Below are 25,092 nucleotides of genomic sequence, written 5' to 3'. Positions count from 1 at the left end.
GAATAAAATAGAATTCATTACTTTCTAGTGAAACAACTTTCTATGTGATCATTAACCATTCCGGTTGCCTGCATATGGGCATAAACCACAGTAGATCCCATAAATTTGAAACCTCTTTTCTTAAGATCTTTTGCGAGAAGATCGGAAATTTCTGTCGTAGCCGGAACATCAGATAAAGCCTTAGGTTTATGGTCCTGCGGTTTTCCTTCTACAAAGCCCCAAATGTATGCTGAAAAACTTCCAAAATCTTTCTGTACCTCCTGAAACTTCTGTGCATTAGTTACTGTAGCCTTAATTTTAAGCCGGTTTCTTATAATTCCGGAGTCGTTCATAAGCTCTTCAATTTTATCTTCATTATAAAGAGCGATTTTTCTGTAATCAAAATCATCGAAAGCTTTTCTGAAATTTCCCCTTTTAGAAAGAATGGTGTACCAGCTCAATCCCGCCTGAAAACTTTCAAGGATTAGAAATTCAAAGATAGTGTCATCATCATACACAGGTCTTCCCCACTCATCATCATGGTATTTCCGGTAGAGGTCATCTTTTTCGCACCAGCCGCAACGTATTTTTTCCATAGCCGTTCAATTTTAATTAAAGTTAGTACTGATTTAGAAAAGTATAACAAAAGATTAAGAAAATTTTAACAGTGACCGCGGTTTTTAGGAATGGTTCTTGTTTAATTACTGGTACACAACAATAAAATATTACATATTATGAACAATTCAGAATACAACAAAGCGGAAGATGCAGTAAACAACACAGAAAACTCTTTAAAGAATGCAGCAGACAATGCAAAGTGGAAAATTGAAGATCTTGCAGATAAAGCAAAGGATTATATCAATGAAAAAAGAAACAGCGATCAGGAAGCTACTCAGGAAGACTGGCTAGATAAGGTGAAAAATAATTTTTCTGATACATGGGATGATATTAAAGATAAAGCCAATGATGCATGGGAAAATACAAAAGATGCAGCGGAAGATGTAAAAGCAGAATGGAATAAGAAAACGAATTAAAATTTCAGTCATATAAATATTTTCAAAAAAATGGAGTCTTAAATTGATAAGGCTCCATTTTTATTATGTCGCAAACACAAATTATTGTTACATTTGTATTTAAATAAACATTAAAAAATTATGTCATACGGTCTACTTAAAGGCAAAAAGGGAATTATTTTTGGAGCCCTTAATGAGCAATCTATCGCGTGGAAAGTTGCAGAAAGATGTCATGAAGAAGGTGCTGAATTTATCCTGTCCAATGCTCCGATTGCTTTGAGAATGGGAGAACTTAACGGTTTAGCAGAAAAAACAGGTTCTGAGGTGATCGCTGCAGATGCTACTTCTATAGAAGATCTTGAAAAACTTTTTGATGCGGCTATTGCCAAATTTGGTAAAATAGATTTTATCCTTCATTCAATAGGCATGTCCGTAAATGTAAGAAAAGGAAAGCATTATACTGAAATGAACTACGACTGGTTGGAAAAAGGCTGGGATATTTCATCCGTTTCTTTCCATAAAGTAATGCGTGTAGCTTACGAAAAAGACTGCATGAATGAGTGGGGAAGCATTTTAGCACTTACATATATTGCAGCTCAGAGAACATTCCCTGATTACAATGATATGTCTGACAATAAATCATATTTAGAAAGCATCGCAAGAACATTCGGATACTATTGGGGTGAAAGAAAAGTACGTGTCAATACCATTTCCCAGTCTCCTACTCCTACTACAGCAGGAAGTGGCGTGAAAGGTTTCGGTGGTTTCTTAGGTTTTGCCGAAGAAATGTCTCCACTAGGAAATGCTACAGCGCTTGACTGTGCCAACTATTGCGTAACCCTATTCTCTGATCTTACTCAAAAAGTAACCATGCAGAATCTTTTCCACGACGGAGGTTTCAGCAATACAGGAGTTACTCAGAAGGTAATCGACAGATATGGTGAATAACTGATCTGAATATAGCTATAAATAAACCGGCGGCCTCAAAGAGGCCGCCGGTTCTGTTTAAAATAATGTTGATATGAAGAAGTTTATTTATTTTTCAAATTGTTCTTTTGTCTTGAAACAAAATGAACCAAAAATTCAAGGCTGGAATCTTCCGCTAAAATTAAAACTTGCTCCTAAAATTCCCAAATTGACTCTCGTCGTTCGTCGAACCACTTCGTTAGGTTTCGCGCGGATTAATCATTACTGCTTCGGCTCAATATTTCGCCCGCACTCAGACAGTGGGAATTTTTTAACGGATCAAGTTTTAATTTTCTTAACGCTACAGCTTCCTAGGCCAATGGTATCTGGAAGTTTTATTAGTAGAATCTTTACCACAATGAAGGTTTCTTACTAATAAGGTAACCGACAGATATGGTGAATAACTGATCTGAATATAGCTATAAAAAACCGGCGGCCTCTTTGAGGCCGCCGGTTCTATTTAAAATAATGTTAATATGGAGAAATTAATCTTTAGTAAAGAAGCTGGAAGATGGAAGTTACTGACTCCGAAAAAACAACTGCAATACAATTTTATTACTATTCTAAGGGCTACATCATCACATTTAATGATGATCGGCAGAAATAATCTGCCCAACAGTAACTTCCATCCTCCTGCTTCCAGCTTCCAGCCAATTAAATCTATAAAATAACCGTTTGTATAGAGTGTGCCGGTGCCGATAATTTAGCCGACATTCCTTCGATCCAAAGGTTGGTTTCAATATCGTTTTCGGAATCATTCATAATTACAGTGACCAGCTGACCGTTTTCATTCATGAAAGTGGTGGAGGTAAGAGCGGCTCTGTTTGATGAACTTCCGATACGCTGAGCGTTGGGCTTAATATATTTTGATACATGACCTACATAATAGTATTCATAGGTATAATGTACTTCGCCCGTCTTAGTATCTGCAATGATCGGTGCAAAACAGAAGTTTCCTACATGGTTGGGTCCTCCGGTTTCATCCAGCAATACATTCCAGTCGGTCCATAAAGCGGTTCCTTTGTTGAAATCATTAAGCATATTTTTTCCATACAATTCTCCCAGACTTACATCATAAATTCCGGACATCTTGAACTGTTCTTTACATCCTTCTGTAAACGCCAGGAATTTATCCGGAAAAGCTCTCTGTGTTTCTGCTAAATTATCAAAAAGCTGTGTTTTGTTGTTCCAGGTTTCGTACCAGTGGTACCCGATTCCGTGGGCATATTTTGAAGTTTCAGGATCGCTTAAAGTCGTTGTTGCTCTCTGGTAAATCAGGTCTCTGTTGTGATCCCAGATCATTACTTTTTTGTCTTTATAACCGTTTTTCCAAAGTGTTGGTCCTAAATTATTTTTAAGGAATTCACCTTCTTCTTCCGCAGAATAGATACATGACTCCCAGCTTTGGGTAGCCATCGGCTCATTCTGTACCGTCAGTCCCCAAATATTGATTCCTCTTTTTTCATATTCTTTGATGAATTTAATATAATAATCTGCCCAGGTCTGGTAATACTGGTTTTCCAGTCTTCCTCCTTTGTACAGACTTTTATTAGATTTCATCCATGCCGGTGGACTCCATGGAGAGAAGTAAAAAGTGAAATCTTTCCCGATCGCTTTCTGAGCTTCTTTGATCATCGGGATCTTATACTTTTCGTCATGGGCAACATTGAAGGTCTTTAAAGCCATATCATTGTCTTCCACATAAGTATAAGAATCACTGGAGAAGTCGCATGAATTCATGTTGGTACGGACAACCGTATAACCCAGTCCGTTTTTCCCAAAGTAAGCTTCCAGAATTTCTTTCTGCTTGTTCTTCGGCATTTTATAAAAGGTTTCGGCAGATGCGTCAGTAATGGCACCGCCTATTCCAATCAGTTTCTGGTATTTAAAATCCGGATCCACAAAGATACAGGCATCTGTTTCTTTAGGTTGCCCGAATTTTTCAAATTTAACCGTTCCTTTATCCGCCATCTTTTCGTTGGTTTTGGAATTGGTTAAAATCACTTTCGCTGTTTTCCCTGCATTTTTCTTCCAGTAGTTCTGCGCATTGGCATTTACAAATGCACCTACCGCCAAACAGCTTACAATTAGTTTCTTCATAATCTTTTTCTTTCTGTTTTTGGACTTTACCGCCCTCGCTTCATTATTTATTTTGATAAACTCTTACATAATCTATATAATATTTTTGTGGAAAAATATTATCATCAATTCCTTCTTTTCCGCCCCAGAAGCCACCGACCGCCAGATTTAAAATCATAAAATAAGGCTGATCAAAAGGCCATGCTTCATAAGTCTTCTCTTCGTTTTCATAGGTGAAAAACTTCTGTCCGTCGATATAGACATCAATCTTTTCCGGTGTCCAATCCGCTTTATAGACGTGAAAGTTTTTACTTATATCTTTCACCACCAAAGTATCCGTTTTCTGCGTCCCCTGAATATGGTTATACTTTTTGGTGTGAACCGAAGCATGTACAAACCCCTGATTGAAACCCACATGTTCCATAATATCCAGTTCACCGTCATCCGGCCATTCCTTCATCTTTTCACTCATCATCCAGATGGCAGGCCAGGTTCCACGTCCTTTGGGAAGTTTTGCCCGGACTTCTACTGTTCCATAATGAAACGAGAATTTTCCTTTGGTTAAAAGTCTTGCGGATGTATATTGATTCTTTTCCCAGTTTTCTTTCCGGGCCTCAATAACAAGATTTCCACCCTCCATTCTGGCATTTTCAAGTCTGTTTTTGGTATAAAACTGAGCTTCCTGGTTTCCATAGCCGTCTCCTCCTACATCATAATTCCATTTCAATGAATCCGGAAGACCTTTTCCGTTAAATTCATCACTCCATATCAGCTTCTTCCCGGGATGTATTTTGTTGGAAACACAGTTTGTTATGGAAAATAAGATTAATCCCGTTGCGAAAAGTTGAATGATATGTTGGAGTTTGATTTTCATTGATGCAGCAATATTTAGGTTTGGCTGAAGCCGTTTTCTTTTTTGTTGCGTTAAATTAAGCGGGCTAAAGCCCGCTTCTATTGAATATATTTGGTATTCTGATGAATTCTTTTCTTTGAATTTCTTACGGTTTTATTGTTGATAATTTCTAATATTTTCCGTCAAAGCGGGCTAAAGCCCACTTCTATTGAATATTTTATTTTGTCCAAATGATTCTTTTTGTCTGTACGTTTTGAGAATCGGTTCCGACCATGATGTCGAATTCACCGCTTTCCCAGTCAAAATTTAATTGATCATCGAAGAATTTCAAATCTTCCGGAGTCAGTTTGAAATCTACTTTTTGGCTTTCTCCTTTTTTAATGAATACCTTCTGAAATCCTTTTAATTCTTTCACAGGTCTCACGACTTTTCCGAAAAGATCTCTGATATACAGCTGTACCACTTCTTCACCGTCATATTTTCCGGTATTGGAAACCGTCACGCTGATATTTAATGTCTGATTTCCTTTAAGATTTGCAGGACTTAAAACCATATCCGAATATTTAAAATCCGTATAGCTTAAACCGTAACCAAAAGGAAATTTAGGATCATTATCAAGATCAATGTATGCGGAAACGTAATTTCTGTCTGTATTGTTTTTGGCCGGTCTTCCGGTATTGTAATGATTGTAATACACCGGAATCTGCCCTTCTGTTCTCGGGAAGCTCATTGGAATTTTTCCACCGGGATTCACAGCTCCGAACAGAACATCAGCAATAGAATTCCCAGCTTCAGTTCCCAGCCACCAATTATAGGTTATAGCCGGAATATGATCCGCTGCCCAGTTGAAGATCAGAGGTCTTCCGGCATTGATCATTAAAACGATTGGTTTTCCAGTCTTCGCGATTTCTTTAAGCAGATCTTCCTGAACTCCTGTAAAACCAATGCTGCTTCTGCTTTTTGCTTCACCGCTCATGGCATGACCTTCACCCAATGTCATAATCACGACATCTGCTTTTTTCGCAGTTTCTATTGCTTCTGCAAACATAGATCGGTCCTGATCATCAACATTACAGCCTTTTGCATATAACAAGGTAGAATTTTTATCCAGTTGATTTTTAATTCCCTCAAACTGAGAAACAATTCTTTGATTGTCATCTTTAAATGCAATCGACCAGAATCCGTGATTAGCTACCGTTTCTTTTCCGAAAGGTCCGATCAGAGCAACCGTCTTCGCTGTTTTTGAAAGTGGAAGAATATTTCCCTGGTTTTTAAGAAGAACAATACTTTTAGAACCGAATTCTCTTCCGAATTTTCTGTTTTCCTGATTATCGGTCTGCTCTTTCTGTCTTTTTTCGCTGCTGAATCTGTAAGGATCGTCGAACAATCCCATCTCGAATTTTTTGGCTAAAATCCTGCCTGCTGCATCATCTACCCATTTTGCGTCTACTTTTCCTTCCTTCACCAATTTAGGAAGTTCCGTCATATAGACACGGCTTTCCATATCCATGTCGCTTCCGCCCAGAATGGCTCTTTCGGCGGCTTCGTTAGCATCTTTGGCATATCCGTGAGGTATCATTTCCCCGATACTTCCCCAGTCTGAAACCACAAAACCTTTATAATTCCAATGTCCTTTTAACAGTTCTCTTTGAATATATTGATTGGCTGTGGCAGGAATTCCGTTAATATCGTTGAATGAATTCATGAATGTCGCTACTCCAGCATTCGCAGCTGCTTTGAATGGCGGTAAATAGATTTCATGCAGCTGTCTTAAACTCATATCCACAGAATTATAGTCTCTTCCTCCGACTGCTGCACCATAAGCTGCGAAATGCTTAGCACAGGCCATCACCGCATCAAGACTTCCCAAACCTTTTCCCTGAAATCCTTTGATTCGGGCTAAGCCAATCTGTGTTCCCAGATAGGTGTCTTCTCCGGAACCTTCCATTACTCTTCCCCATCTCGGATCTCTGGCAACATCCACCATGGGTGCAAAAGTCCAGTGGATACCATATGCCGAGGCTTCTGTCGCTGCAATTCTTTCTGACTTTTCTATCATTCCCAGATCCCAGCTTGCTGCCTGACCTAAGTTGACAGGAAAAGTCGTTCTGTATCCGTGAATGACATCCTGCCCGAACAGTAAAGGAATTTTCAGTCTGGATTGCTGAGCCAACTTCTGGAAAGCTCTTGTTTCGTCTGCTCCGGCTACGTTCAGCATGGAGCCTACTTTTCCTTTTTTTATTTCTTCCAAAACGGCTGCAGAATTGGATTTCTGAGGTCCTGTAGCATATTCGAATCCGCTGTACTGGACCATCTGTCCTACTTTTTCCTCCAGGGTCATTTTAGAAAGCAGCTCAGCCACTTTCTGGTCAACCGTTTTCTGCCCGTAAGCATTCATTCCCAGCGCTGAGCAGGCCAGTAAGAGATATACTTTTTTCATACGATTATATTAAAAAACATAAGTTGCTGCCGAACTTCCTGAAAGAATGACGGGAGCGGTCTTTCCGTTATATTTGATATTAAAACTTTCTTCTGCAGTGTTTCCATTCTGGACAATCAATACCGTTTTTCCGGCCGGGGTTTTAAATGCCGCCGTAGAAAGGGTTTCTGTCTGTGTAGAAGCAATGCGCTGAGAACCTACAGGCACAAACTTGGAAGCGTGTGCAATGATATAGTAGGAAACATTTCTTGTAAAATTTTCACTGTCGGAAACCGTTATTGCTCCTTTACATTCCGTACATCCGCCCTCTGTGTGAGGTTTATACTGCGGATCATTTGCTACATTCCATTCCAAAGCAATACTGCTCCAGTTTCTCATAGAACCGATGACTACATTTTTAACGTGCCAGTTCAGATCTTCGTTAAAAGTGCCTTTCGATCCCGTCCACTGCTCGGTAAAATACAAATTTTTATCGGGAAACGCGTTGTGCACCGTGCTTAAAGCTGAAATATCTCCTTCATATAAATGGAAGGCTGAGCCGTCAATGTACTGATAAGCTTCAGGATCTTTCAGAATATCAAGAGCATATTCGGGTTTGTTGCAATTATGATCGTAGACTACAATTTTTGTTTTGATCTTATTGGATTTAAACACCGGACCTAAATGACCTTTGATAAAATCTCTCTGTTGATCAGACGGCATAAAAAGACTCGGATTGTTTCCCGGATGAAGCGGTTCATTCTGAGGTGTGACTGCATCAATGGTAATTCCTTCCTTTTTCATTCCAAGGATGTATTTTGCAAAATAGTCTGCATATACCCTGTAAAACTCGGGTTTTAAGCTTCCGCCTTTAGATTTCCCGTTATCTTTCATCCAAACCGGAGGTGACCACGGTGCTGCAATGATTTTAATTTCAGGATTAATGGCCAGAATCTCTTTCAACATAGCAATCAGGTCTTTGTCGTTGGCAAGACTGAATTTTGAAAGGGTCGGATCTGTCTGTCCTTCCGGAAGGTCATTGTAAGAGAAAACGCGACCATCAAGATCAGAAGCACCGATGCTTAATCTCAGATAACTGATGGAAATCGAATTCTTATCTTTTCCGAAAAGTTCGTTCAATAAAGCTTTCCTCTTTGCAGGTGAAAGACGGTTAATTACTTCTACACTGCCTCCTGTGAGGGTATATCCAAAACCGTCAACATATTGAAACTTCTGAGTATCATCAATTTCAATATTCTGCCAGTTGTTGGTACCTGTTACAAACCTAACGGGTGCCTGTTGCTGTAATTTTACACTCTCATTGCCTTTGGTAAGCCAATACTGAACCTCACTTTCTTTATCTGCTCCAACGGATGCACACGATAAAGGAAAAAGTACCACGCCGCAAAGCAGCGCGGTACCTTTAAAAAAGAAACTATATAAACTGTGAAACGTCATATTTTAATACAAAGGATTTTGCTTTAAAGCCGTATTGATCAATTCATTGAAAGGAATCGGAAGAATTTCGTTCTTGCCTACCTTAAATCCTCTTGTTCCCAGCTTCGCCGGTGCATCTCCCCATCTTACCAGGTCGAACCATCTGTGCCCTTCTCCTGCCAGTTCTCTTCTTCTTTCATCTTTGATCGCCTGCATAGAAACCGGTACTGAAGTAAGTCCTACTCTCGCTCTCACTGCATCCAGTAAGGCCTGAGCTCTTCCTCCTGCGCCACCTAGTGCTTCAGCTTCCATCAAGTAGGTATCTGCTAATCTGATGGCGATATAATTCTGACGGAAATTAAGTTCTGTATTTCCCGGCTGAGTAGATTCATCTGCTTTTCTTGGTAAATACTTGTTCAGGAAATACCCCGTATCTCTAAACCCGGGAGAATAACTGATTTTATTTTGTTGTTTTAAGCTTTTAGCATTAAAAATAGTCGCATCAAGACGTGGATCACCTTGCATAAAGTTAAACAGATCATCCGTGACAGGATTAAATCCCCAACCGGAATGAATACTTGGAGCATCATTATTGGGAATGCTTGTATTGGTTCCATAAGAAATGATTCCAACCATCTGATTGACTGCATTTCCTTCATCTTTACCAGATCCCCAGTTATCCCAGATTCCGTTTCCTTTATTGGTATGCATTGCTTCCAGGATGGATTCTGTAGTAAATTTATTATCTATCACCCAAAGGCTGGAAAAATTGGCAACCAGCTTATATCCATACTGGCTTGTTTGACCAGGAGTACCGTTGACCTGCTCAAACTGAGCTGCAGCTTCGGTGTTTTTCTTATCATACAAATAAATTTTACCTAAGATCGCTCTCGCTGACCCTTGTGTAATTCTACCCACTTCATTCATATTAGTGGTAGGAATAGTCATTGGCAGATCTCCAATTGCAGACACAATATCACTTTCTATCTGTGCGTAAACTTTTGCCGGATCTTCCTGAGGGATATTATAGTAATCGTCTGTTGCTAAAACAGGTTTTATTATTAAAGGAATATTTTTAAACATTCTCAGTAACTCAAAATAATATAATGACCTCAACACTTTTGCTTCTGCTATAAATCTTTTTCTTGTCTGATCATTCATATTGGCATTGGGAATTCTATCCAATAAAAGATTGGCATTTGCAATTCCCTGATAATAATCTCTCCAATAACTGGTCGGCATAATCACCGGATTCAGTGTATAGTTTGAAAAACCCTGGATACCTGCCCCATCCGAAGAATTTCCACCACCGGAATAGAAATCATCAGAAGCGCCATTAAAGAATGTGACCATATTTTCAAATCCGCCCGAATACTTTCTCATCATATCGTATGTCGCAACAAGGCCTGCGAAAGACTGCTCTTCGTTTTTGAAATAATTATTTGAATCGAAGGTTCCTGTATTTTTAACATCTTCCAAATTACTGTCGTTACAAGAAACAGCTCCCAAGCTAATTCCCGTAAGCATTAAAACGGAAATACTTTTATATATAAAATTTTTATTTTTCATTTTTTTAAAGATTAAAATTGAACATTAGCACCAAAAAGGAACGTTCTTGCCTGTGGATAGAAAGCCCTGTCTATACCGAAAGTATCGGCTCCTGCAATTTCAGGATCATAACCTGTATACTTCGTGAAAGTCACCAGATTTTCTCCTGTTACATAAAATCTTATTTTGGAAGCCCCAATCGTTTTTGCGATATCTTTAGAAAGAGTGTAGCCTAGCTGAACCAATTTGATACGCAGATAATCTCCATTTTGCAGATAATAATCAGACATTGCCGTATAGTTTTGGTTAGGATCATCTTTAGTCACTCTTGCTACTGTATTGGATGTTCCCTCACCTGTCCATCGGTCTAAAATGGAGGTCTGATAATTGGATTCCGGGATATCAAGTCTTCTCAACCCCTGAAAAATTTTATTTCCGGCCTGTCCCTGTGTAAATACCATTAAATCAAAATTCTTATAATTCATGTTTAGCGTAAAACCGAATGTATATTTCGGTACAGAATTACCTAAGTTAACATAGTCCTTGATATCAACGACTCCATCACCATTGACATCTTCTCTTTTGAAATCTCCCGGTTTCGCTTTATCCTGTAGTAGCTGTCCGCTTGCGTTTCTGTAAGCGTCAATTTCTGCCTGATTTTGAAAAACACCGATATTTCTGTATCCGTAAAAAGAGCCATAAGATTCTCCAACCTGTAATCTGGATACAGTCCCCAATGTCTGGAAACCAGCGAAAGTAACATACTCTCTATTTCCTTCCAGTCTTAAAATTTCATTTTTTACGTAGGCAAAATTACCGTTTGCAGATATCCCAAAATCACCCCAGCTTTTCTTATAACCTACAGTCACTTCAATCCCATCATTATTCATATCCCCAATATTTCTAAAAGGGTTTTTGCTTAGTCCCAAATAACCCGGAAGCTCAACTCTTCTCAAGATATCCGTACTCTTTTTTCTGTAGAGGTCAACGCTTACATCAAAGTTTCTGAAAACTTTAAGATCTGCCGCAATGTTAAATTGCGATGTTCTTTCCCACTTCAGATCACGATTCTCCAATGTACTTGGTGCATATCCTACATGAATAATATTATCTCCGAAAGTATAATTACTACCCGGAACAAGGAAATTGGCAAATGCAAAATCATCAATGGCATCATTTCCCAATACACCATATCCACCTCTTAGCTTAAAGCTGGTAACAATCTTGTTTTCCGGCCAGAAACTTTCATTGGAAACATTCCATCCCAAAGACATTGCCGGAAAATTACCCCAGTGGTTATTGCTTCCGAATTTCGATGATCCGTCTCTACGGATAGTCCCTGTGAAAAGATATCTGTTATTATAATCGTAAACTACTCTTGCAAAATAAGATGCCTTATGGGTTTGCTTTCCATCCCAGGCATTAGACGTTTTATTAGATTCCCCAACATCAAAATTAAACGAAGCTTCTTGCCAGTCATTCGTTGGAAGGTCCTTATACGTTGCATTCTGTCCATAGCTTATGTTATATTCATAATAACCCTGACCTAGTAAAACACTTAGATTGTGTTCTCCAAATTTATTTTGATACGTAAGGGTATTCTCCGTATTCCATTCGAATTTTCTTTGAACTTCTCTGAATAAACTATTTATTAGATTATTATTTGCGGTACTTAGAAACGCTGATGGAGTAAAGGCCTGATTTCCCCAATAAGACAGTTTACCGTTTACTGTAGATTTAAAATTAAGATTTTTATTTATTTTAAGCTCTCCAAAAACATTGGCAACAATATCATCGGACCATTTGTATCTCCCTCTTTGCGTTTCCTGAAATGCTAACGGATTAGTCATCTCTTTACTTACATACGGTGAAATTCCATAAGGATTTCCATTGGCGTCCCTTACAATATTGGGGTTATTCGTATAAACGGCCTGACTGAGATCTGTGGCTAAAACAGGAGTTACGGGATCTAAATTGATAGCAGAGCTTAAAGGCCCTCCAAATTCATTATTATCATTAATCCCCTGAGACTTTGTATGGGTGTAAGCAAAAGTCTGCCCTATGGTTAAAAAGTCAAAAACTTTATGCGTTGAATTAAATCTGGCATTAATTCTTTTATAATTTGAAATATCTCTCAAGACAATACCCTGCTGGTCATAATATCCGAAGGAAGTATAGAAGGAAGATTTATCGTTTCCTCCACTGATACTGAATTCATGAGACTGACGCTGTGCCGAATTGAAAATTTCTTTCTGCCAGTCCGTTCCAGTTCCCAATGAGTTTGGATTAGCAAACATGGGAGGATTAGGAGGATTGAGATTGTTGTACATATTATCATTGGCAATCACTTCATTCATGATATTCCCATACTGTGTGGCATTCAGCAGGTCCAGCTTTTTTGCGGCACTTCCCACTCCAAAGAAACCATTATAAGAAAGATTCATTCTTCCTTTTGCTCCTTTTTTAGTTGTGATCAAAACAACCCCTTTTGCAGCTGAAACACCATAGATAGCAGCAGAAGCACCATCTTTCAGAATTTCCATTCCTTCGATGTCAGACTGGTTCAGCCATCCGATGTTATCTACTACAATTCCGTCTACCACCCATAACGGGTCATTACTTCCGGCACCAAAACTTGTGATTCCACGTACACGTACAGTAGCGGCGGTTCCAGGTTGCCCTGAGTTGGATACTACACTTATACCGGCCGCACGCCCCTGCATGATTTGCTCAGGTCTTCCCGCCGTAGGAGAATTTTCAATATCGGAAGCTTTAATGCTTGAGATGGCTCCCGTCACATTGCTTTTTTTCTGACTACCGTAACCAATCATTACGACCTCTTCGATCTTATTCTCTTTCGGAACAGTGTCCTTTACGCTGGTCTGGGCGTTGAAGTTCGCTGTAAAATACAGCACAGCAACCACCCCCAGGTTTCTTGATATTCTTAGATTCATATACAGTTAGTTTTTTAATTCTCAAATTGAGACAATAAAAATATATTTTTTTTTAATTAATTAACATTGTATTCACAAATATTTTAATTTTTCGTTTATTTTTGGGACTTTAAAGCCTTATATTCGCGTCATAATTCATAAAATTATCTTAAAAATTCAATCTAAAAAGTCCCCAAAATGACAGCCAACCTTCCCAGGATCTCTCTTCCCTTAAAACTGACCTTCTTAATTTTTTCAATGGTTTTAAACTGTATGGGCATTGTGATTCTTCAACTTTCGGAAGAAAAAATAACGTATGAAAAGCTGGGATTTCTGGAATCATTCAAGGATCTGCCCATCGCATTTATTTCACTTTTCGCGGTGAATTTTATCAGCAAAACAGGCACTAAAAAAGCACTGATTTCCGCACTGGTTATTGTAGGAATCTGTTCATGTCTCCTACCCTTTGTCCAGGATTTTTGGTTTTACAAAGTTTGGTTTGCCATTATCGGGACGTGTTTTGCTGTGGGAAAGATTTGTGTGTTTGGGATTATCCGGAATAATATTTCAGATGAGAAATCTCTTGCCAAGATGATGAACAGTGTAGAAGCTTCATTTATGGTAGGCATTTTTGTAGTCAATACCGGATTCGGATGGCTGATTTCGAGCCAGTATTCCGAGTTCTGGAAATTTGGGTTTATCTCTATCTCGGTACTTTGTGCCGTTACGATCTATTTATTTTCAAAATTAAATATCTCAGAAGCAAAAAAAACAGAAAGTAAAAGTCTTATTTCTGAGCTTTCAGTATTTGCAACACCTGCCACTCTGGTATTTTTGGGTGTTGTTTTCTTTATCGTTTTTGTAGAACAAGGGTTTAATTCATGGCTCCCTTCCTTTTATAAAAACCACCTGAATGTCAATTCATTCTTTGCCCTGCAGGCTACGTCTTTTCTTGCCCTTTTTTCTTATGCAGGAAGAACTGTAACCGCTAATGTGATCCACAGATTTTCATTATCAAAGTATTATGTTTTATGTATTTCTTTAATTATTGTGGTGCTCCTCATGATTTTAGGAATTCAATATTTTGATTCTGTAAATTCCAATATCATCTTATTTTTATTCCCTGTGATCGGACTTTTTCTTTCACCCCTCTATCCTGTGATCAATTCAAAAATGATTGCTAAAATTGACAAAGAAAAAATCAACCTGTTTACATCCCTAATTGTCATTTTTTCATCCCTGGGTAGCTCTGTCAGTTCTATCATCATGGCCGTCCTGTTCGGAAAACAGCTGTTAAACTACTATCCGTTGTACATATTACTTGCTGTTTCTGTGCTTTTTACGGTGAGTTTGATATATTTTAAGCTAGCAGGAAAGAAATTATAGAAAATAATTTTATTTTTACTCCCATGAAAATCAAGGACACCAAAAACAAAGAAACCCTTCAGGAACTTATTGATACAAAAGATTTTGTAGCACATGTATCTGTTGACTGCACGATATTTGGTTTTCACAATAATATTTTGAAGGTTTTGCTTTTAAAGTACCACGATCTGGATCTGTGGTCGCTGCCGGGCGGTTTTGTTTTTAATGATGAAGACCTCCGTGAAGCTGCTGCCAGAGTATTGTATGAAAGAACCCAACTTCAGAACCTTTTCCTAAAACAGTTCCATACTTTCGGAAGAATAGACCGTACAGAGAATAACGTGCACCAGATTCTTCTTAATAATAAAGGAATTGAAGTTCCCAAAGACCACTGGATCTTCCAGAGATTTATTACAGTAGGTTATTGCAGCCTTATTGATTTTTCTATTGCAAACACTTTTCCGGATGCTTTTAACGAAAGCTGTGAATGGTTCGAGGTTAATAAATTGCCCAAGATGGCTTTTGATCATGACAGGGTCATAGAAACCGGCCTTGAATATTTAAGGATGAATATCAATACCGAGGTGGCTGCCAGCAATCTTCTTCCGGAGAAATTTACGATGAAAGATCTTCAGTCGCTGTATGAAACTATTTTAAATCAGAAATTCAGGAGAAATAATTTCCAGCGTAAAATATTAAGCTTAAATATTCTGGACAGACTGGAGAAACTTTATGACGGTTCTGCCAACAAAGCTCCGTATCTGTATAAGTTCAAAAGCAAGGTACACAATGCTGCCAACCAGTATCCTATCTCTAATGATGAGGAATCGTAGGAGACTGTATTTTGAGTAAAATCACATAAACACCATATTTATCTTACTGAGAATCAAAGGCAATAAAGATTTTCAAAAAAATTTTTCAAACCACACGAAAAGTCTTACTTTTAAACAAATCAAAAAATCATGTCATATTATCCTCTTACAAGCATTCCAGACTACTACGGAATTGATGCTTTACTTACTGAAGAACACAAACTGATCCGTCAATCGGTAAGAGATTGGGTGGAGAGTTTTGTAATGCCGCAGATTGATCAGGCCGCGCAAAATCATACAGATATTCCGGGCTTAATGAAAGAATTGGGAAAAATTGGAGCTTTAGGTCCATATATTCCGGTTGAGTACGGCGGTTCAGGGTTAGATCAGATTTCTTACGGTTTGATCATGCAGGAATTGGAAAGAGGAGATTCTGCAGTACGTTCTGCTGCTTCAGTACAGAGCTCGCTGGTGATGTTCCCTATTAATGAATTCGGTTCTGAGGAACAGAAGAAAAAATACCTTCCTCACCTTGCTGCGGGAGAAATGATCGGTTCTTTCGGATTGACGGAGCCTAACCACGGTTCAGATCCAAGTTCTATGGAAACGTATTTCAAAGATATGGGCGACCATTATCTTCTGAACGGTGCCAAAATGTGGATCACGAATTCCCCGGTTTGCGATATTGCTGTAATCTGGGCAAAAAATGAAGAAGGAAAAATTCAGGGATTAATTGTTGAAAGAGGAATGGAAGGTTTCACCACTCCGGAAACGCATAATAAATGGAGCTTAAGAGCATCTAAAACCGGAGAACTGGTATTCAATGACGTGAAAGTTCCTAAAGAAAACCTTCTCCCTGGTGTAACCGGATTGAAAGGACCTTTATCTTGTCTTAATTCTGCGAGATACGGAATCTCATGGGGTGTAATCGGTGCAGCGATTGACTGCTACTGTACAGCCGTTCAATATTCCAAAGAAAGAAGACAGTTTGGAAAGCCAATCGGTTCTTTCCAGCTTCAACAGAAGAAACTGGCTGAATTCTTAACGGAAATCACGAAAGCCCAGTTACTTTGTCTTCAGTTAGGAAATCTTAAAAATGACCACAAAGCAAGTCCTGCACAAATCTCAATGGCTAAACGTAACAACGTGAAAATGGCAATTGATATCGCAAGAGAATCAAGACAAATCCTTGGCGGAATGGGAATCATGGGTGAATTCCCAATGATGAGACACGCAGCCAACCTGGAATCTGTGATCACTTACGAAGGTACACACGATGTACATTTACTGATCACCGGTTTAGATATTACGGGAATCAACGCTTTTTAATTCAAAGCTAAAAATATACGGAAAAGGAGTCCGGCCATTCGGCCGGACTCCTTCTTTTACTCACTTTGCGGGGAACTTGTATTCAATGAATAATTATTGATGTATTAATATTCTAACGGTTTTGTTAAAAATATCTAATTTAATCTCAATAAAAAATATTGATATGAAAAAACTATCCACGCTTTTATTAGGTTTAACGGCTCCGTTCTTTTTTGCCCAACAGGCAGGAGATCTTGTGAACGTTGAACAAAAACTGGATCTGACTCCGCAGGGTGTTGTTAATTTTATCGCCAACAGTCTTGGCGAGCAGAACGCTCCGGATTTCGTGAGTTACCTGAATGGCTTCAACGTAGGCCTAAAAGGTTACAAGATCACCTATTACACCAAAAATGAAAATAACGTTCTCGTAAAAGCTACGGGACTGCTGATGTATCCCAACGTCAATTTTAAGCTTTCTACCATAGTTTCTGACCACGGAACCACAGACAGCAGGAATAATGTGCCTTCCAACTTTAAAGGGGCTTTAACCGCCGGATTTGTCGTTGAACTTTCTTACGTCCTTAACGGCTATATTTTAATGGCTCCTGACTACGTTGGTATGGGAACCGGCGACGGTGTTCACCCTTATGTAGATTATGCTACAGAGGCTGGTGCGACGATAGATTTCGTAACCGCAGCCAACAAAGTTCTGGCTCAGCAGGGAATCAAACGTTATGATGAATATTTCCTGGCAGGTTATTCTCAGGGGGCTCACGCTGCCATGTCCACCTTAAAAAGACTCAATATTTCCAATCCTACCAATCTGAAGTTCAAGTATGCCTATATGGGAGACGGACCTTATGATTTTTCAGGAGTCACTTTAAACAAAGGAGTTCTGGAGAAAGATTTTTATCCGTTTACCTCGTTTCTGGCTAATGTTGTTCATTCCTGTAACAATATGGGCTATAAAAGCTATACCAATGACATTTCAGAGGTTATTTCTCCGGAATATCTGGATAAATACGACTATCATGTTGTTCAGGATAACGGAGGCCTTCTTTGGGGACCGGTGATCTGGAGAAAGCTTTTCACTCAGAATTTCATCAACGAAACAACCAACAATCTTAATAGCAAGTTCAGACAATGCTTAAAACCTAAGGATGTGTATGACTGGTACAACAAAACACCAATGACCCTAGGCCATTCTTCTGTTGACCTGGCTATTCCGCCTGAAAACACATCCAAAACCATTGACGTACAGCGTGGCTACTACGCTTGGTGGGATCTGAATAAATATAAACTGGATTCATTCTTTTGGGGACCTTTAGGGCATGTTGGAGGAATTGTTCCATTCACACTGGCATCCAATGCGAAATTCAATACACTCAGAAGCGGAGGTCTTCTGAACCAGTGGGCTATTCTGACTTCAAAACAACAGGGAAACACTAACCCGGAAACCGTAACTTCGCTCTACTCTTCTCAATTAAAACCGGATCTTGGAAACATGCAGCTGGTCGGAATTACAGATTTCAATCAGGAAAAAGTGGCAAGCAAGTCAGCGACAGGAAACAGTTTATCTTCATTGAAAGATGGCGTATATCTTCTTAAGGTACAGGAAAACAATGATCAGAAATTACTTCCATTCGTTAAGAACACCCCTATAGAAGTTCCTGAAAATGAGATCATACAGTCAGAAAACAATGGTTTGTTAAAATTAAAAGTTCATCAGGAAGAACTGATTGCGGTTAATATTTTTGATGAAAATAAAAACCTGTTAAAAACAGTATCTCAGGAACAGTATGCTTCAGACGGAGGAATTAGCACAAAAGACATTGATAATCAAAATAATACCTTCGAAATCGTTACTCAATATTATAATCTGCAGTTCAAGAAAACGCTGACAGACCGTTCATTAGCCAACAAAGCAGAAATATTTACGAGAAGCCGTCAGATCGTTGCAAGAGCAGATAACGGCATTAAGAACATCAGCATCTACAGCATATCCGGTGCATTGATTTTGCAACAGGAAGTTAACAAATCAGAATTTGAATCAAAAAGCCTGGAATCAGGAATTTATGTTGTTCAAATGAGTGATAGCGATGGAAAAATAACCAACAAAAAAGTAAAACTATAAGACAAAGACGCTTGTATATTCTTCATTTCAAATTGAGTGCACTTCAGCAATGAGGTGCATTTTTTAATTCGAATAAGACTTGATATTTTCAATAAAGCTGAGATCGGGATTCAGAATTTCGAGGATCAGATTTTTCACAGACATCATCGCATCATCAATACTTCCTTTTTCAAACTGTAATGAAACCACTCCTTTTTTAGCTTCTGCAAAACTCCAGATCCCTGTTTCGATAGGAAGTCCCCAGAACTCCGGAAGATTCTGTACCACATAATGATAAATACAAAGCTGCAGGGCCTGTTTTCTTTCGCTGTTATGGAAATAATCGGTGACGTTGTTTTCGTCTATTTTTACCGTAAGATTTTTGATTTTTGCGGTCTTATAATCGATAATTCTTAATGTCCCGTTCAGGCGGTCTATCCGGTCGATAAATCCTAAGAATGAAATTTTGTCTTTGGCATCAAGATAAAAATCTACATTTTCAAACCTTTTTTCAATGTCTAAAATCTCGAGGGTATTACCACTTCTCACCAATTCAAGATCATGGTTCAGAACATTTTCAATCACCTTTTTAGCAATAGCTCTGTGGATGTAATTCATCCCTTTTTCATAAAATTCCGGCTGGTGTTTCAGCTTTTCAATTGCTACATTAATATATTGATCTATCTCTTTAATTGAATTCAGTAAATCCTTTTCCTTTAAAACTTTACCTTTAAGCAATTCATATACTTCTTGAAGTGAATAGTGAACTAAATTTCCATAGTTTTTAACCGACAGTTCTTCTTCAATTTCATCCGTTTCTGACGTCTTCAATATCTTCGAAAGGTAAAAATCAATCGGATTATAAAGGTAGCTCGTCAGGTGGGAAGCCGATACTTTTTCTTTCCACTTTTCAAGTCTTTCCATTACAATTTCCGTCTTCGGAATTTCTATAGGCATGGAAGCAATCGGCTCGGAAGAATTCTCAATAATAAGATGTTCTATCGGATGGGAACTCTCCATTTCAATCTGCGTAATGAACCGGCTCTTCTCTCCGGTATTTACCCCGGAACTGAGTGCATTGTATAACAAGTGGACATTTTGAGAATCCTGAATAAGTCTGTAAAAGTGATAAGCATAAATGCTGTCATTTTCCAGGAACGTATGAAGATCAAAATACCTTCTTATATCAAATGGAATATACGTGTTCTGCGAATTTCCCAAAGGAAGCTTCCCTTCATTCACGGAAAGCATGATCACGTTTTCAAAGTTTAAGAGACGGGTTTCCAGAAGTCCCATAATCTGGAGTCCGCGAAGTGGTTCCCCCTGAAAATCTATACTTTCAGAATTCACATGCTGGTTGATCAGAATTTCCAGCGTTTCCATTTTGATTTCAAAATCATAGGGACTCACCTGGTTTTTAATGATCCTGAAGGCATTTTCAAAATGGGAAACGTTTTCATACTGAATATCATCTATTTCCAGCCACTTGATATCACGGCAGAAACTGATCAGCATATCCAGATAAACTCCGGTGTGATCCGCTTTTTTAAGGAGACCATAGTACGAAAGCCCGCTCAGAAGTCCTTCTAAGAGTTTTCTTGATATATAAACAATATTCCTCTCCTCTATTTTTGTCCTGAAATTACTGATAATCGTTTCATCTTCAGCAGATTTCGGAAGCTCTTCAAGGATCGGGAAAATATCTCTGTAGTAATAGGAAGACTTGTTTTTCTCCAGTTGTTTCTGAAGATAAAAAAGCTGTTTGACTGCATTGGAAAATGAAAGATTCTTCAGCGGAAAACCCATGGTAATATTCAGGTTATCAACTTCGTACATGACGTCCAAACTTGCAGGAAGTAAATTCTCATCCAGCAATACAACTGCTGTATTGGAATAAGTCTTGTTTTCAATTTCCTTAAAAATTTCGGGCAGCACTTTCGTCTGCGTTACATTTCCGGAAACTTCGTAGACTTTTATATTTTTAGGCTGGTTAAAATCATCCTCAATCCACTGAAAAGCCCTGTCATCATCAAATTCTTTCCACATTTTATGGTTTCGGAGAAATTTTCCTGCTTCCTGTCTTTCGTCATCAAAATAATAACGGTCCGCCTGAAAAAAACACTGTGCTTTATTCCACTGCAGCAGGCTTCTTACCAGCTTCTCTTCCACAGGTGTAAAAGCATTGAAACCACAGAAAATAAAATGTTCGGAAGTGTTTTTAGCAAAATCTACAATCTTCGATTTAGCTGTTTCATGGATCATGCCGGAAGTTGCCCAATTCTTTTCCTTCAGTTTTTTCTTTAAGACAGGAAGAAAAATGTTCATATTCTGCCAGAAATTAAGAAATTTCTTACGCGGAACGTCATCATCTTCTCCCAGATCCTGAGCCCATTCTTTGATTCGCTCTTCATCAAACATATATTGCAAAACGGCTTCATCACTGTCAGAGAACTTCAGGATATCATCCCAGTCCTTCTGAAGGGTCGGAAACCACTTTAAAAAGTCCGCAAAATCATCTTTCGGGATAAGGCCAAGGTTCCGGTACACATCAAAGGCAAAAAGCCACAGAGAGATCCCCTGAACCGGCTGCTTATCTGCAATCCTGTCGATCAGTTCTTCTACGGTAAAAAAATTGGGAAGGAATCCTGAATAATTGTTTTCTTCCAGGATCTGCCTGATGAATACGATGGGACGCTTTCCGGGCAGAACGATATTAAACTCAGACAGGTCCGCATTTTGGGCCAGCAGTTCGTGGATGATCTTATTGAGGAATTTCAAGAGGCTTTATAGCTTTTTAAGTGGTCTATTTCTTCGTCGATGAGGGCATTGTATTCTGCCTGTTTTTCTTTATTTATCCCATGTTCTGTGATTTTGTCATAGGAGATTTGAAAATTCTTATAATCGTTTGATATTTTTTGATAGAGTGCTTTAAAATTTTTATCGTAATCACCGGAGGTTTTGATTTTCTCATCTACTTCTTTTCTGAATCTCCGGGCAAATAATTCCGCAATATCGAAATGTTTCTGCTCATGAAGGAGAATATAGTCATTCATCCTTTTGGTATCTTTCCAGGATCTGTCTTCATTGAAAATAGCGGTAATCTCAATTTTTACAGGAGATTTCGGATTGGTAGATTTCACCACAGAATATTCCCAGCCACAATGGGTATAAGCAGCTACATCGGGATTATTTTTCCTGTTCACCGGACTTTTAAAGTCATCCCAAACCAGTTTCCGGTCTTCATTCCAGATGATTTTCTGTCCAGACAGGGTATTCAAAGTAAGCAGGCAAAAAAGTGAAATCAATTTCATCATTATTCAACTACAATTGTTTTGGTGATCCAGCTGTTGTTGCCGTTCCAGAATTTAAACACATAATTTCCGGGCTGGCGTGGGCTGAAATTGATCTGGTTTGCCCCTACATGAGCTTCCTGAGCACAAGGCCCTTCAACAGTATATTTGTAGGCAGTAACAGATCTTCCGAGGCTGCTGTCATGAATATAATCATATCCGTAAAACCCTTCACATTGGGACGGATAGGTAGAATACGTCTTAATGCTCTGTATTGTAAACACATCCATGGTATCTTTCATGACCTTCACACTGTCGATCCTGATCTTGGCAATGGACTGTATGGTCTGATAATCATCATCTTCACAGGAGACAAAAACCAGTCCTGAAAACAATACGGAAAATCCAAATTTCAAAAGATTTTTCATACCCTCTAATTTACCGATTATTAATAAAAATTCAGTAAAAATTACTCCTTAATTTTACAAAATTAAGAACTAAAATTACCTTTTGATACATAAATCACTTTTTTAGTATCAAAAAATTCTTCATCAAAATAGTTTTTAAGGTTGAATATTTCACATTTAATTCCGGCCAGTTCTTCAGCAAGATCGCCGCCTTTTAAATATAAAACTCCGTTATGTTTGGGGTTTATCTGTTCTTTTTCAAACTTTCCTTTCAGCCATCTCAGGAATTCCGGCATTTGGGTTACGGCACGGCTCACTACAAAATGGAACTTCTCTTTCACCTTTTCTGCTCTTCCGTGAACAGCGGTAAGATTCGTCAATCCAATTCCTTCCGCCACTGCTTTCACCACAGTAATCTTCTTCCCGATAGAATCTACCAGCGTAAATTGAGTCTCAGGAAACAAAATCGCCAGTGGAATTCCAGGGAAACCTCCGCCGGTTCCGATGTCCAGAACTTTTGAACCCGGAGCAAATTCCATCACTTTAGCAATTCCCAAAGAATGCAGAACGTGCTTTTCATACAGCGATTCCATATCTTTTCTGGAAATCACATTGATTTTCTCATTCCATTCATTGTACAGTTCTTCCAATTGGTTAAACTGTTCGATCTGCTTCTCTGTAAGATCCGGAAAGTATTTTAATAGTAACGACGCTGCCATATGAATTATTATAATCCGCAAAAATAAGTTTTATTTCTATTGTATTCAAATCGAGTTGTCGTGACCGGGCTTTAATTTTTCCTTTCCGATCATCTGGCAATACCCGGAATAACCGGAACGCTTAGATTTCCATACTGATCAACGGTCTGTACAGCAAAAATATAATTGTCTTTGGAAAGTGGAATTTTAAGGGTCAGTTCTTTGGTCCATATCTTTTTCTGCCACACAGAACTGTCAGTCTCTCTCACCAAAATATAATAGCCTGCCGGAGTTCCTGATTTTGGCTTTTCCCACTGCAGTGTGGTAGAATTGGTGAGTTCCTTCACTTTTATTTCCACCTTTTCAGGTTTTGAAGTGGCTTTGGCAAGACTGGCCAGGACAGCAATATTCGCGGCCACATTCCTTTTCAGATAACTGTAATCTATAAACTCAGGAAGATCGCCATATTGTTTGTTATTTTCCACTCTTACATCCTGATGCTGATGGTCATAATTTTCATAATATTCTGTGAGTCTTACGGAAGGAAACCCTTCATTGACAAAGCTGGAATGATCACCTCCGCGCAGGAACCTGTCGTTTCTGTAGATCAGTTTTACTTCAAGTCCTTTCACATATTTCTCTGCAACTTCTTTAATGTAACGGGCTAGCTGTCGGGATTCACCGTCGTTTTCAAGACCGATATTTCTTATGTTCAATCCTTTTTTATCTAAGTCTGCAGCAGGCAATCCTTCACTGAAAACTCTAAGGATTCTGTTATTGATTTCTCCGGTTTCTCCGGCTTTGGGATTTCCGATCATGTCATTATTCAGGACCGCTTCTATCTGCAGGTTTTCTTTTTTAGCTTTGTCTGCCAGAAGTTTAGATCCTAGCAGTGACTGTTCTTCTCCCGAAAAAGCCACGAAAATAACGGAAGCTGAGAATGAAGATCTGCTCAGAATTCTTGCCGCTTCTATGACTGCACTTACTCCACTACCATCGTCATTGGCACCGGGAGCAAATGAAGTCCTGTTCATCACATCAGTTACTCTTGAATCCAGATGCGCGGAAATAAGGAAAATTCTTCTATCATTGGGATCTGTTCCTTTTAAAAAAGCGACTGGGTTTCCAAGATTGGTCACCTTGTCTATTCGTTTTCCATCGGATTGAATATCTTCCTGCTGAAGGTAAACTTCCATTCTTCCACCAGAATTTTTGGCATATTCCTTAAATTTTCCAAGAACCCAGTTTCTTGCCGCTCCTATACCTTGATTTTTATCGTCTGTTGAGCTTAAAGTATGCCTCGTATGAAAGCCGACAAGTTTGTTGATGTAAAATTTTAAAGAATCTGAGTTTACTTCGGAAACGTATTTCTTTATTTCATCGTCTTTTGAACGGGTCTGTGAAAAGCCAACGAAAGGAATCAGCAAAAAAAGAAGAGAATATTTCATAGGATGGGTAATAAGATGGATTAAATATACAAAACATAGAATAAGTTGAGGATAAGATATTCTGTTTTTAAAGTACCTGGAAATTTGAAACTGGAAAAGTTGTTATTGTTGGAAAACGCAAGGGCGCAAGGTTTTTAAACTTTATGAATATTTAAGGCGCAAGAAAATCAAAGATTTTCAGCTAAGGAGATCTTTAAACACTCAATTATAACGCAATCAATTTTATCGGAGATAAAATCCTAGTGCCTTAAAGCATAATCCTTTCCTATTTTTTTGCGACTTTTCGAAAAACCAACACTGCATTAAAATTTCAATTTAAATCATGTCTTGGTGGAAACGCTAAGGAAACAAAGATTTTAAATATCAATGTCGTAGAGAACCAAAGATTTTCAATTTTGTTTCAGATAAAATTCAAAAAAAAGAC

The 25,092-nt window shown here is 38.6% G+C and carries 19 protein-coding genes; 7 read left to right on the top strand and 12 right to left on the bottom strand.

Annotation, left to right across the window (positions count from 1 at the left end; translation table 11 throughout):
- Positions 1-17 precede the first annotated feature (17 nt).
- On the bottom strand, positions 18-575 hold the full coding sequence (locus tag BUA72_RS13890) for a DNA-3-methyladenine glycosylase I (RefSeq protein WP_072923425.1): 558 nt from the start codon (positions 573-575) through the stop codon (positions 18-20).
- 138 nt (positions 576-713) lie between these two features.
- Between BUA72_RS13890 and BUA72_RS13885 the strand changes: the two genes are divergently transcribed.
- The 3 genes from BUA72_RS13885 (at position 714) to BUA72_RS13875 (ending at position 2,629) form a co-directional block, all read left to right on the top strand.
- The gene (locus BUA72_RS13885) at positions 714-1,013 is read left to right on the top strand and encodes a hypothetical protein (protein ID WP_072923424.1); all 300 of its coding nucleotides are present in this window, start codon (positions 714-716) and stop codon (positions 1,011-1,013) included.
- A gap of 120 nt (positions 1,014-1,133) precedes the next feature.
- Positions 1,134-1,940, top strand: coding sequence for an enoyl-ACP reductase FabI (locus BUA72_RS13880; RefSeq protein ID WP_047453483.1), 807 nt, complete (start codon positions 1,134-1,136; stop codon positions 1,938-1,940).
- A 494-nt stretch (positions 1,941-2,434) separates the two neighbouring features.
- Positions 2,435-2,629: a hypothetical protein gene (locus BUA72_RS13875; protein WP_072923423.1), complete on the top strand. Its 195-nt coding sequence runs from the start codon at positions 2,435-2,437 to the stop codon at positions 2,627-2,629.
- Here BUA72_RS13875 and BUA72_RS13870 read toward each other — a convergent pair.
- The 6 genes from BUA72_RS13870 to BUA72_RS13845 all read right to left on the bottom strand — a co-directional run bounded on the left by BUA72_RS13870 (position 2,619) and on the right by BUA72_RS13845 (position 13,248).
- Complete coding sequence (locus BUA72_RS13870; RefSeq protein ID WP_072923422.1) at positions 2,619-4,058, bottom strand: glycoside hydrolase family 30 protein; 1,440 nt, start codon at positions 4,056-4,058, stop codon at positions 2,619-2,621. The genes BUA72_RS13875 and BUA72_RS13870 overlap by 11 nt on opposite strands.
- Before the next feature lie 43 nt (positions 4,059-4,101).
- Positions 4,102-4,911: a glycoside hydrolase family 16 protein gene (locus tag BUA72_RS13865; protein ID WP_072923421.1), complete on the bottom strand. Its 810-nt coding sequence runs from the start codon at positions 4,909-4,911 to the stop codon at positions 4,102-4,104.
- 196 nt (positions 4,912-5,107) lie between these two features.
- Positions 5,108-7,330 carry a glycoside hydrolase family 3 N-terminal domain-containing protein gene (locus tag BUA72_RS13860; protein ID WP_072923419.1) on the bottom strand — a complete coding sequence of 741 codons (2,223 nt, stop codon included), beginning with the start codon at positions 7,328-7,330 and terminating at the stop codon, positions 5,108-5,110.
- Positions 7,331-7,339: 9 nt separating this feature from the next.
- Positions 7,340-8,767: a glycoside hydrolase family 30 protein gene (locus tag BUA72_RS13855; protein ID WP_072923418.1), complete on the bottom strand. Its 1,428-nt coding sequence runs from the start codon at positions 8,765-8,767 to the stop codon at positions 7,340-7,342.
- 3 nt (positions 8,768-8,770) lie between these two features.
- Positions 8,771-10,315 (bottom strand): RagB/SusD family nutrient uptake outer membrane protein, encoded by a 1,545-nt coding sequence (locus tag BUA72_RS13850; RefSeq protein WP_072923414.1) that lies wholly within the window; start codon positions 10,313-10,315, stop codon positions 8,771-8,773.
- Between the two features lie 11 nt (positions 10,316-10,326).
- On the bottom strand, positions 10,327-13,248 hold the full coding sequence (locus BUA72_RS13845; protein WP_072923412.1) for a SusC/RagA family TonB-linked outer membrane protein: 2,922 nt from the start codon (positions 13,246-13,248) through the stop codon (positions 10,327-10,329).
- A 177-nt stretch (positions 13,249-13,425) separates the two neighbouring features.
- Between BUA72_RS13845 and BUA72_RS13840 the strand changes: the two genes are divergently transcribed.
- From BUA72_RS13840 to BUA72_RS13825, 4 genes are all read left to right on the top strand, one after another.
- The gene (locus BUA72_RS13840) at positions 13,426-14,613 is read left to right on the top strand and encodes an MFS transporter (RefSeq protein WP_072923406.1); all 1,188 of its coding nucleotides are present in this window, start codon (positions 13,426-13,428) and stop codon (positions 14,611-14,613) included.
- A gap of 23 nt (positions 14,614-14,636) precedes the next feature.
- Entirely contained in the window at positions 14,637-15,425 is a 789-nt protein-coding gene (locus tag BUA72_RS13835) for an NUDIX hydrolase (RefSeq protein ID WP_052202469.1), read from the top strand.
- A gap of 129 nt (positions 15,426-15,554) precedes the next feature.
- Complete coding sequence (locus BUA72_RS13830) at positions 15,555-16,733, top strand: acyl-CoA dehydrogenase family protein (protein WP_047453496.1); 1,179 nt, start codon at positions 15,555-15,557, stop codon at positions 16,731-16,733.
- A 163-nt stretch (positions 16,734-16,896) separates the two neighbouring features.
- The gene (locus BUA72_RS13825; RefSeq protein WP_072923405.1) at positions 16,897-18,846 is read left to right on the top strand and encodes a T9SS type A sorting domain-containing protein; all 1,950 of its coding nucleotides are present in this window, start codon (positions 16,897-16,899) and stop codon (positions 18,844-18,846) included.
- A 63-nt stretch (positions 18,847-18,909) separates the two neighbouring features.
- On the opposite strand, the gene BUA72_RS13820 is transcribed toward BUA72_RS13825, so the two are convergent.
- From BUA72_RS13820 to BUA72_RS13800, 5 genes are all read right to left on the bottom strand, one after another.
- Positions 18,910-21,603 (bottom strand): PD-(D/E)XK nuclease family protein, encoded by a 2,694-nt coding sequence (locus tag BUA72_RS13820; protein WP_072923404.1) that lies wholly within the window; start codon positions 21,601-21,603, stop codon positions 18,910-18,912.
- A complete protein-coding gene (locus tag BUA72_RS13815) occupies positions 21,600-22,139 on the bottom strand; it encodes a DUF922 domain-containing protein (RefSeq protein ID WP_228407885.1) in 540 nt (179 codons plus the stop codon). The genes BUA72_RS13820 and BUA72_RS13815 overlap by 4 nt, the downstream gene beginning before the upstream one ends.
- Positions 22,139-22,543 (bottom strand): hypothetical protein, encoded by a 405-nt coding sequence (locus BUA72_RS13810; RefSeq protein ID WP_034727594.1) that lies wholly within the window; start codon positions 22,541-22,543, stop codon positions 22,139-22,141. The genes BUA72_RS13815 and BUA72_RS13810 overlap by 1 nt, the downstream gene beginning before the upstream one ends.
- Positions 22,544-22,605: 62 nt before the next feature.
- Complete coding sequence (gene rsmG, locus BUA72_RS13805; RefSeq protein WP_072923402.1) at positions 22,606-23,241, bottom strand: 16S rRNA (guanine(527)-N(7))-methyltransferase RsmG; 636 nt, start codon at positions 23,239-23,241, stop codon at positions 22,606-22,608.
- Positions 23,242-23,330: 89 nt separating this feature from the next.
- On the bottom strand, positions 23,331-24,668 hold the full coding sequence (locus BUA72_RS13800; RefSeq protein ID WP_072923401.1) for a M28 family metallopeptidase: 1,338 nt from the start codon (positions 24,666-24,668) through the stop codon (positions 23,331-23,333).
- Positions 24,669-25,092 lie beyond the last annotated feature (424 nt).

Source organism: Chryseobacterium sp. OV279, from assembly GCF_900128945.1.
Taxonomy (GTDB): Bacteria; Bacteroidota; Bacteroidia; order Flavobacteriales; family Weeksellaceae; genus Chryseobacterium.
This window is presented reverse-complemented; position numbering and strand designations above follow the sequence as displayed.

Bases quoted from the DNA above. Each gene is read 5' to 3' on its own strand.
- BUA72_RS13890 (WP_072923425.1), bottom strand. From the start codon at position 575: ATGGAAAAAATACGTTGCGGCTGGTGCGAAAAAGATGACCTCTACCGG.
- BUA72_RS13885 (WP_072923424.1), top strand. From the start codon at position 714: ATGAACAATTCAGAATACAACAAAGCGGAAGATGCAGTAAACAACACA.
- BUA72_RS13880 (WP_047453483.1), top strand. From the start codon at position 1,134: ATGTCATACGGTCTACTTAAAGGCAAAAAGGGAATTATTTTTGGAGCC.
- BUA72_RS13875 (WP_072923423.1), top strand. From the start codon at position 2,435: ATGGAGAAATTAATCTTTAGTAAAGAAGCTGGAAGATGGAAGTTACTG.
- BUA72_RS13870 (WP_072923422.1), bottom strand. From the start codon at position 4,058: ATGAAGAAACTAATTGTAAGCTGTTTGGCGGTAGGTGCATTTGTAAAT.
- BUA72_RS13865 (WP_072923421.1), bottom strand. From the start codon at position 4,911: ATGAAAATCAAACTCCAACATATCATTCAACTTTTCGCAACGGGATTA.
- BUA72_RS13860 (WP_072923419.1), bottom strand. From the start codon at position 7,330: ATGAAAAAAGTATATCTCTTACTGGCCTGCTCAGCGCTGGGAATGAAT.
- BUA72_RS13855 (WP_072923418.1), bottom strand. From the start codon at position 8,767: ATGACGTTTCACAGTTTATATAGTTTCTTTTTTAAAGGTACCGCGCTG.
- BUA72_RS13850 (WP_072923414.1), bottom strand. From the start codon at position 10,315: ATGAAAAATAAAAATTTTATATATAAAAGTATTTCCGTTTTAATGCTT.
- BUA72_RS13845 (WP_072923412.1), bottom strand. From the start codon at position 13,248: ATGAATCTAAGAATATCAAGAAACCTGGGGGTGGTTGCTGTGCTGTAT.
- BUA72_RS13840 (WP_072923406.1), top strand. From the start codon at position 13,426: ATGACAGCCAACCTTCCCAGGATCTCTCTTCCCTTAAAACTGACCTTC.
- BUA72_RS13835 (WP_052202469.1), top strand. From the start codon at position 14,637: ATGAAAATCAAGGACACCAAAAACAAAGAAACCCTTCAGGAACTTATT.
- BUA72_RS13830 (WP_047453496.1), top strand. From the start codon at position 15,555: ATGTCATATTATCCTCTTACAAGCATTCCAGACTACTACGGAATTGAT.
- BUA72_RS13825 (WP_072923405.1), top strand. From the start codon at position 16,897: ATGAAAAAACTATCCACGCTTTTATTAGGTTTAACGGCTCCGTTCTTT.
- BUA72_RS13815 (WP_228407885.1), bottom strand. From the start codon at position 22,139: ATGATGAAATTGATTTCACTTTTTTGCCTGCTTACTTTGAATACCCTG.
- BUA72_RS13810 (WP_034727594.1), bottom strand. From the start codon at position 22,543: ATGAAAAATCTTTTGAAATTTGGATTTTCCGTATTGTTTTCAGGACTG.
- rsmG (WP_072923402.1), bottom strand. From the start codon at position 23,241: ATGGCAGCGTCGTTACTATTAAAATACTTTCCGGATCTTACAGAGAAG.
- BUA72_RS13800 (WP_072923401.1), bottom strand. From the start codon at position 24,668: ATGAAATATTCTCTTCTTTTTTTGCTGATTCCTTTCGTTGGCTTTTCA.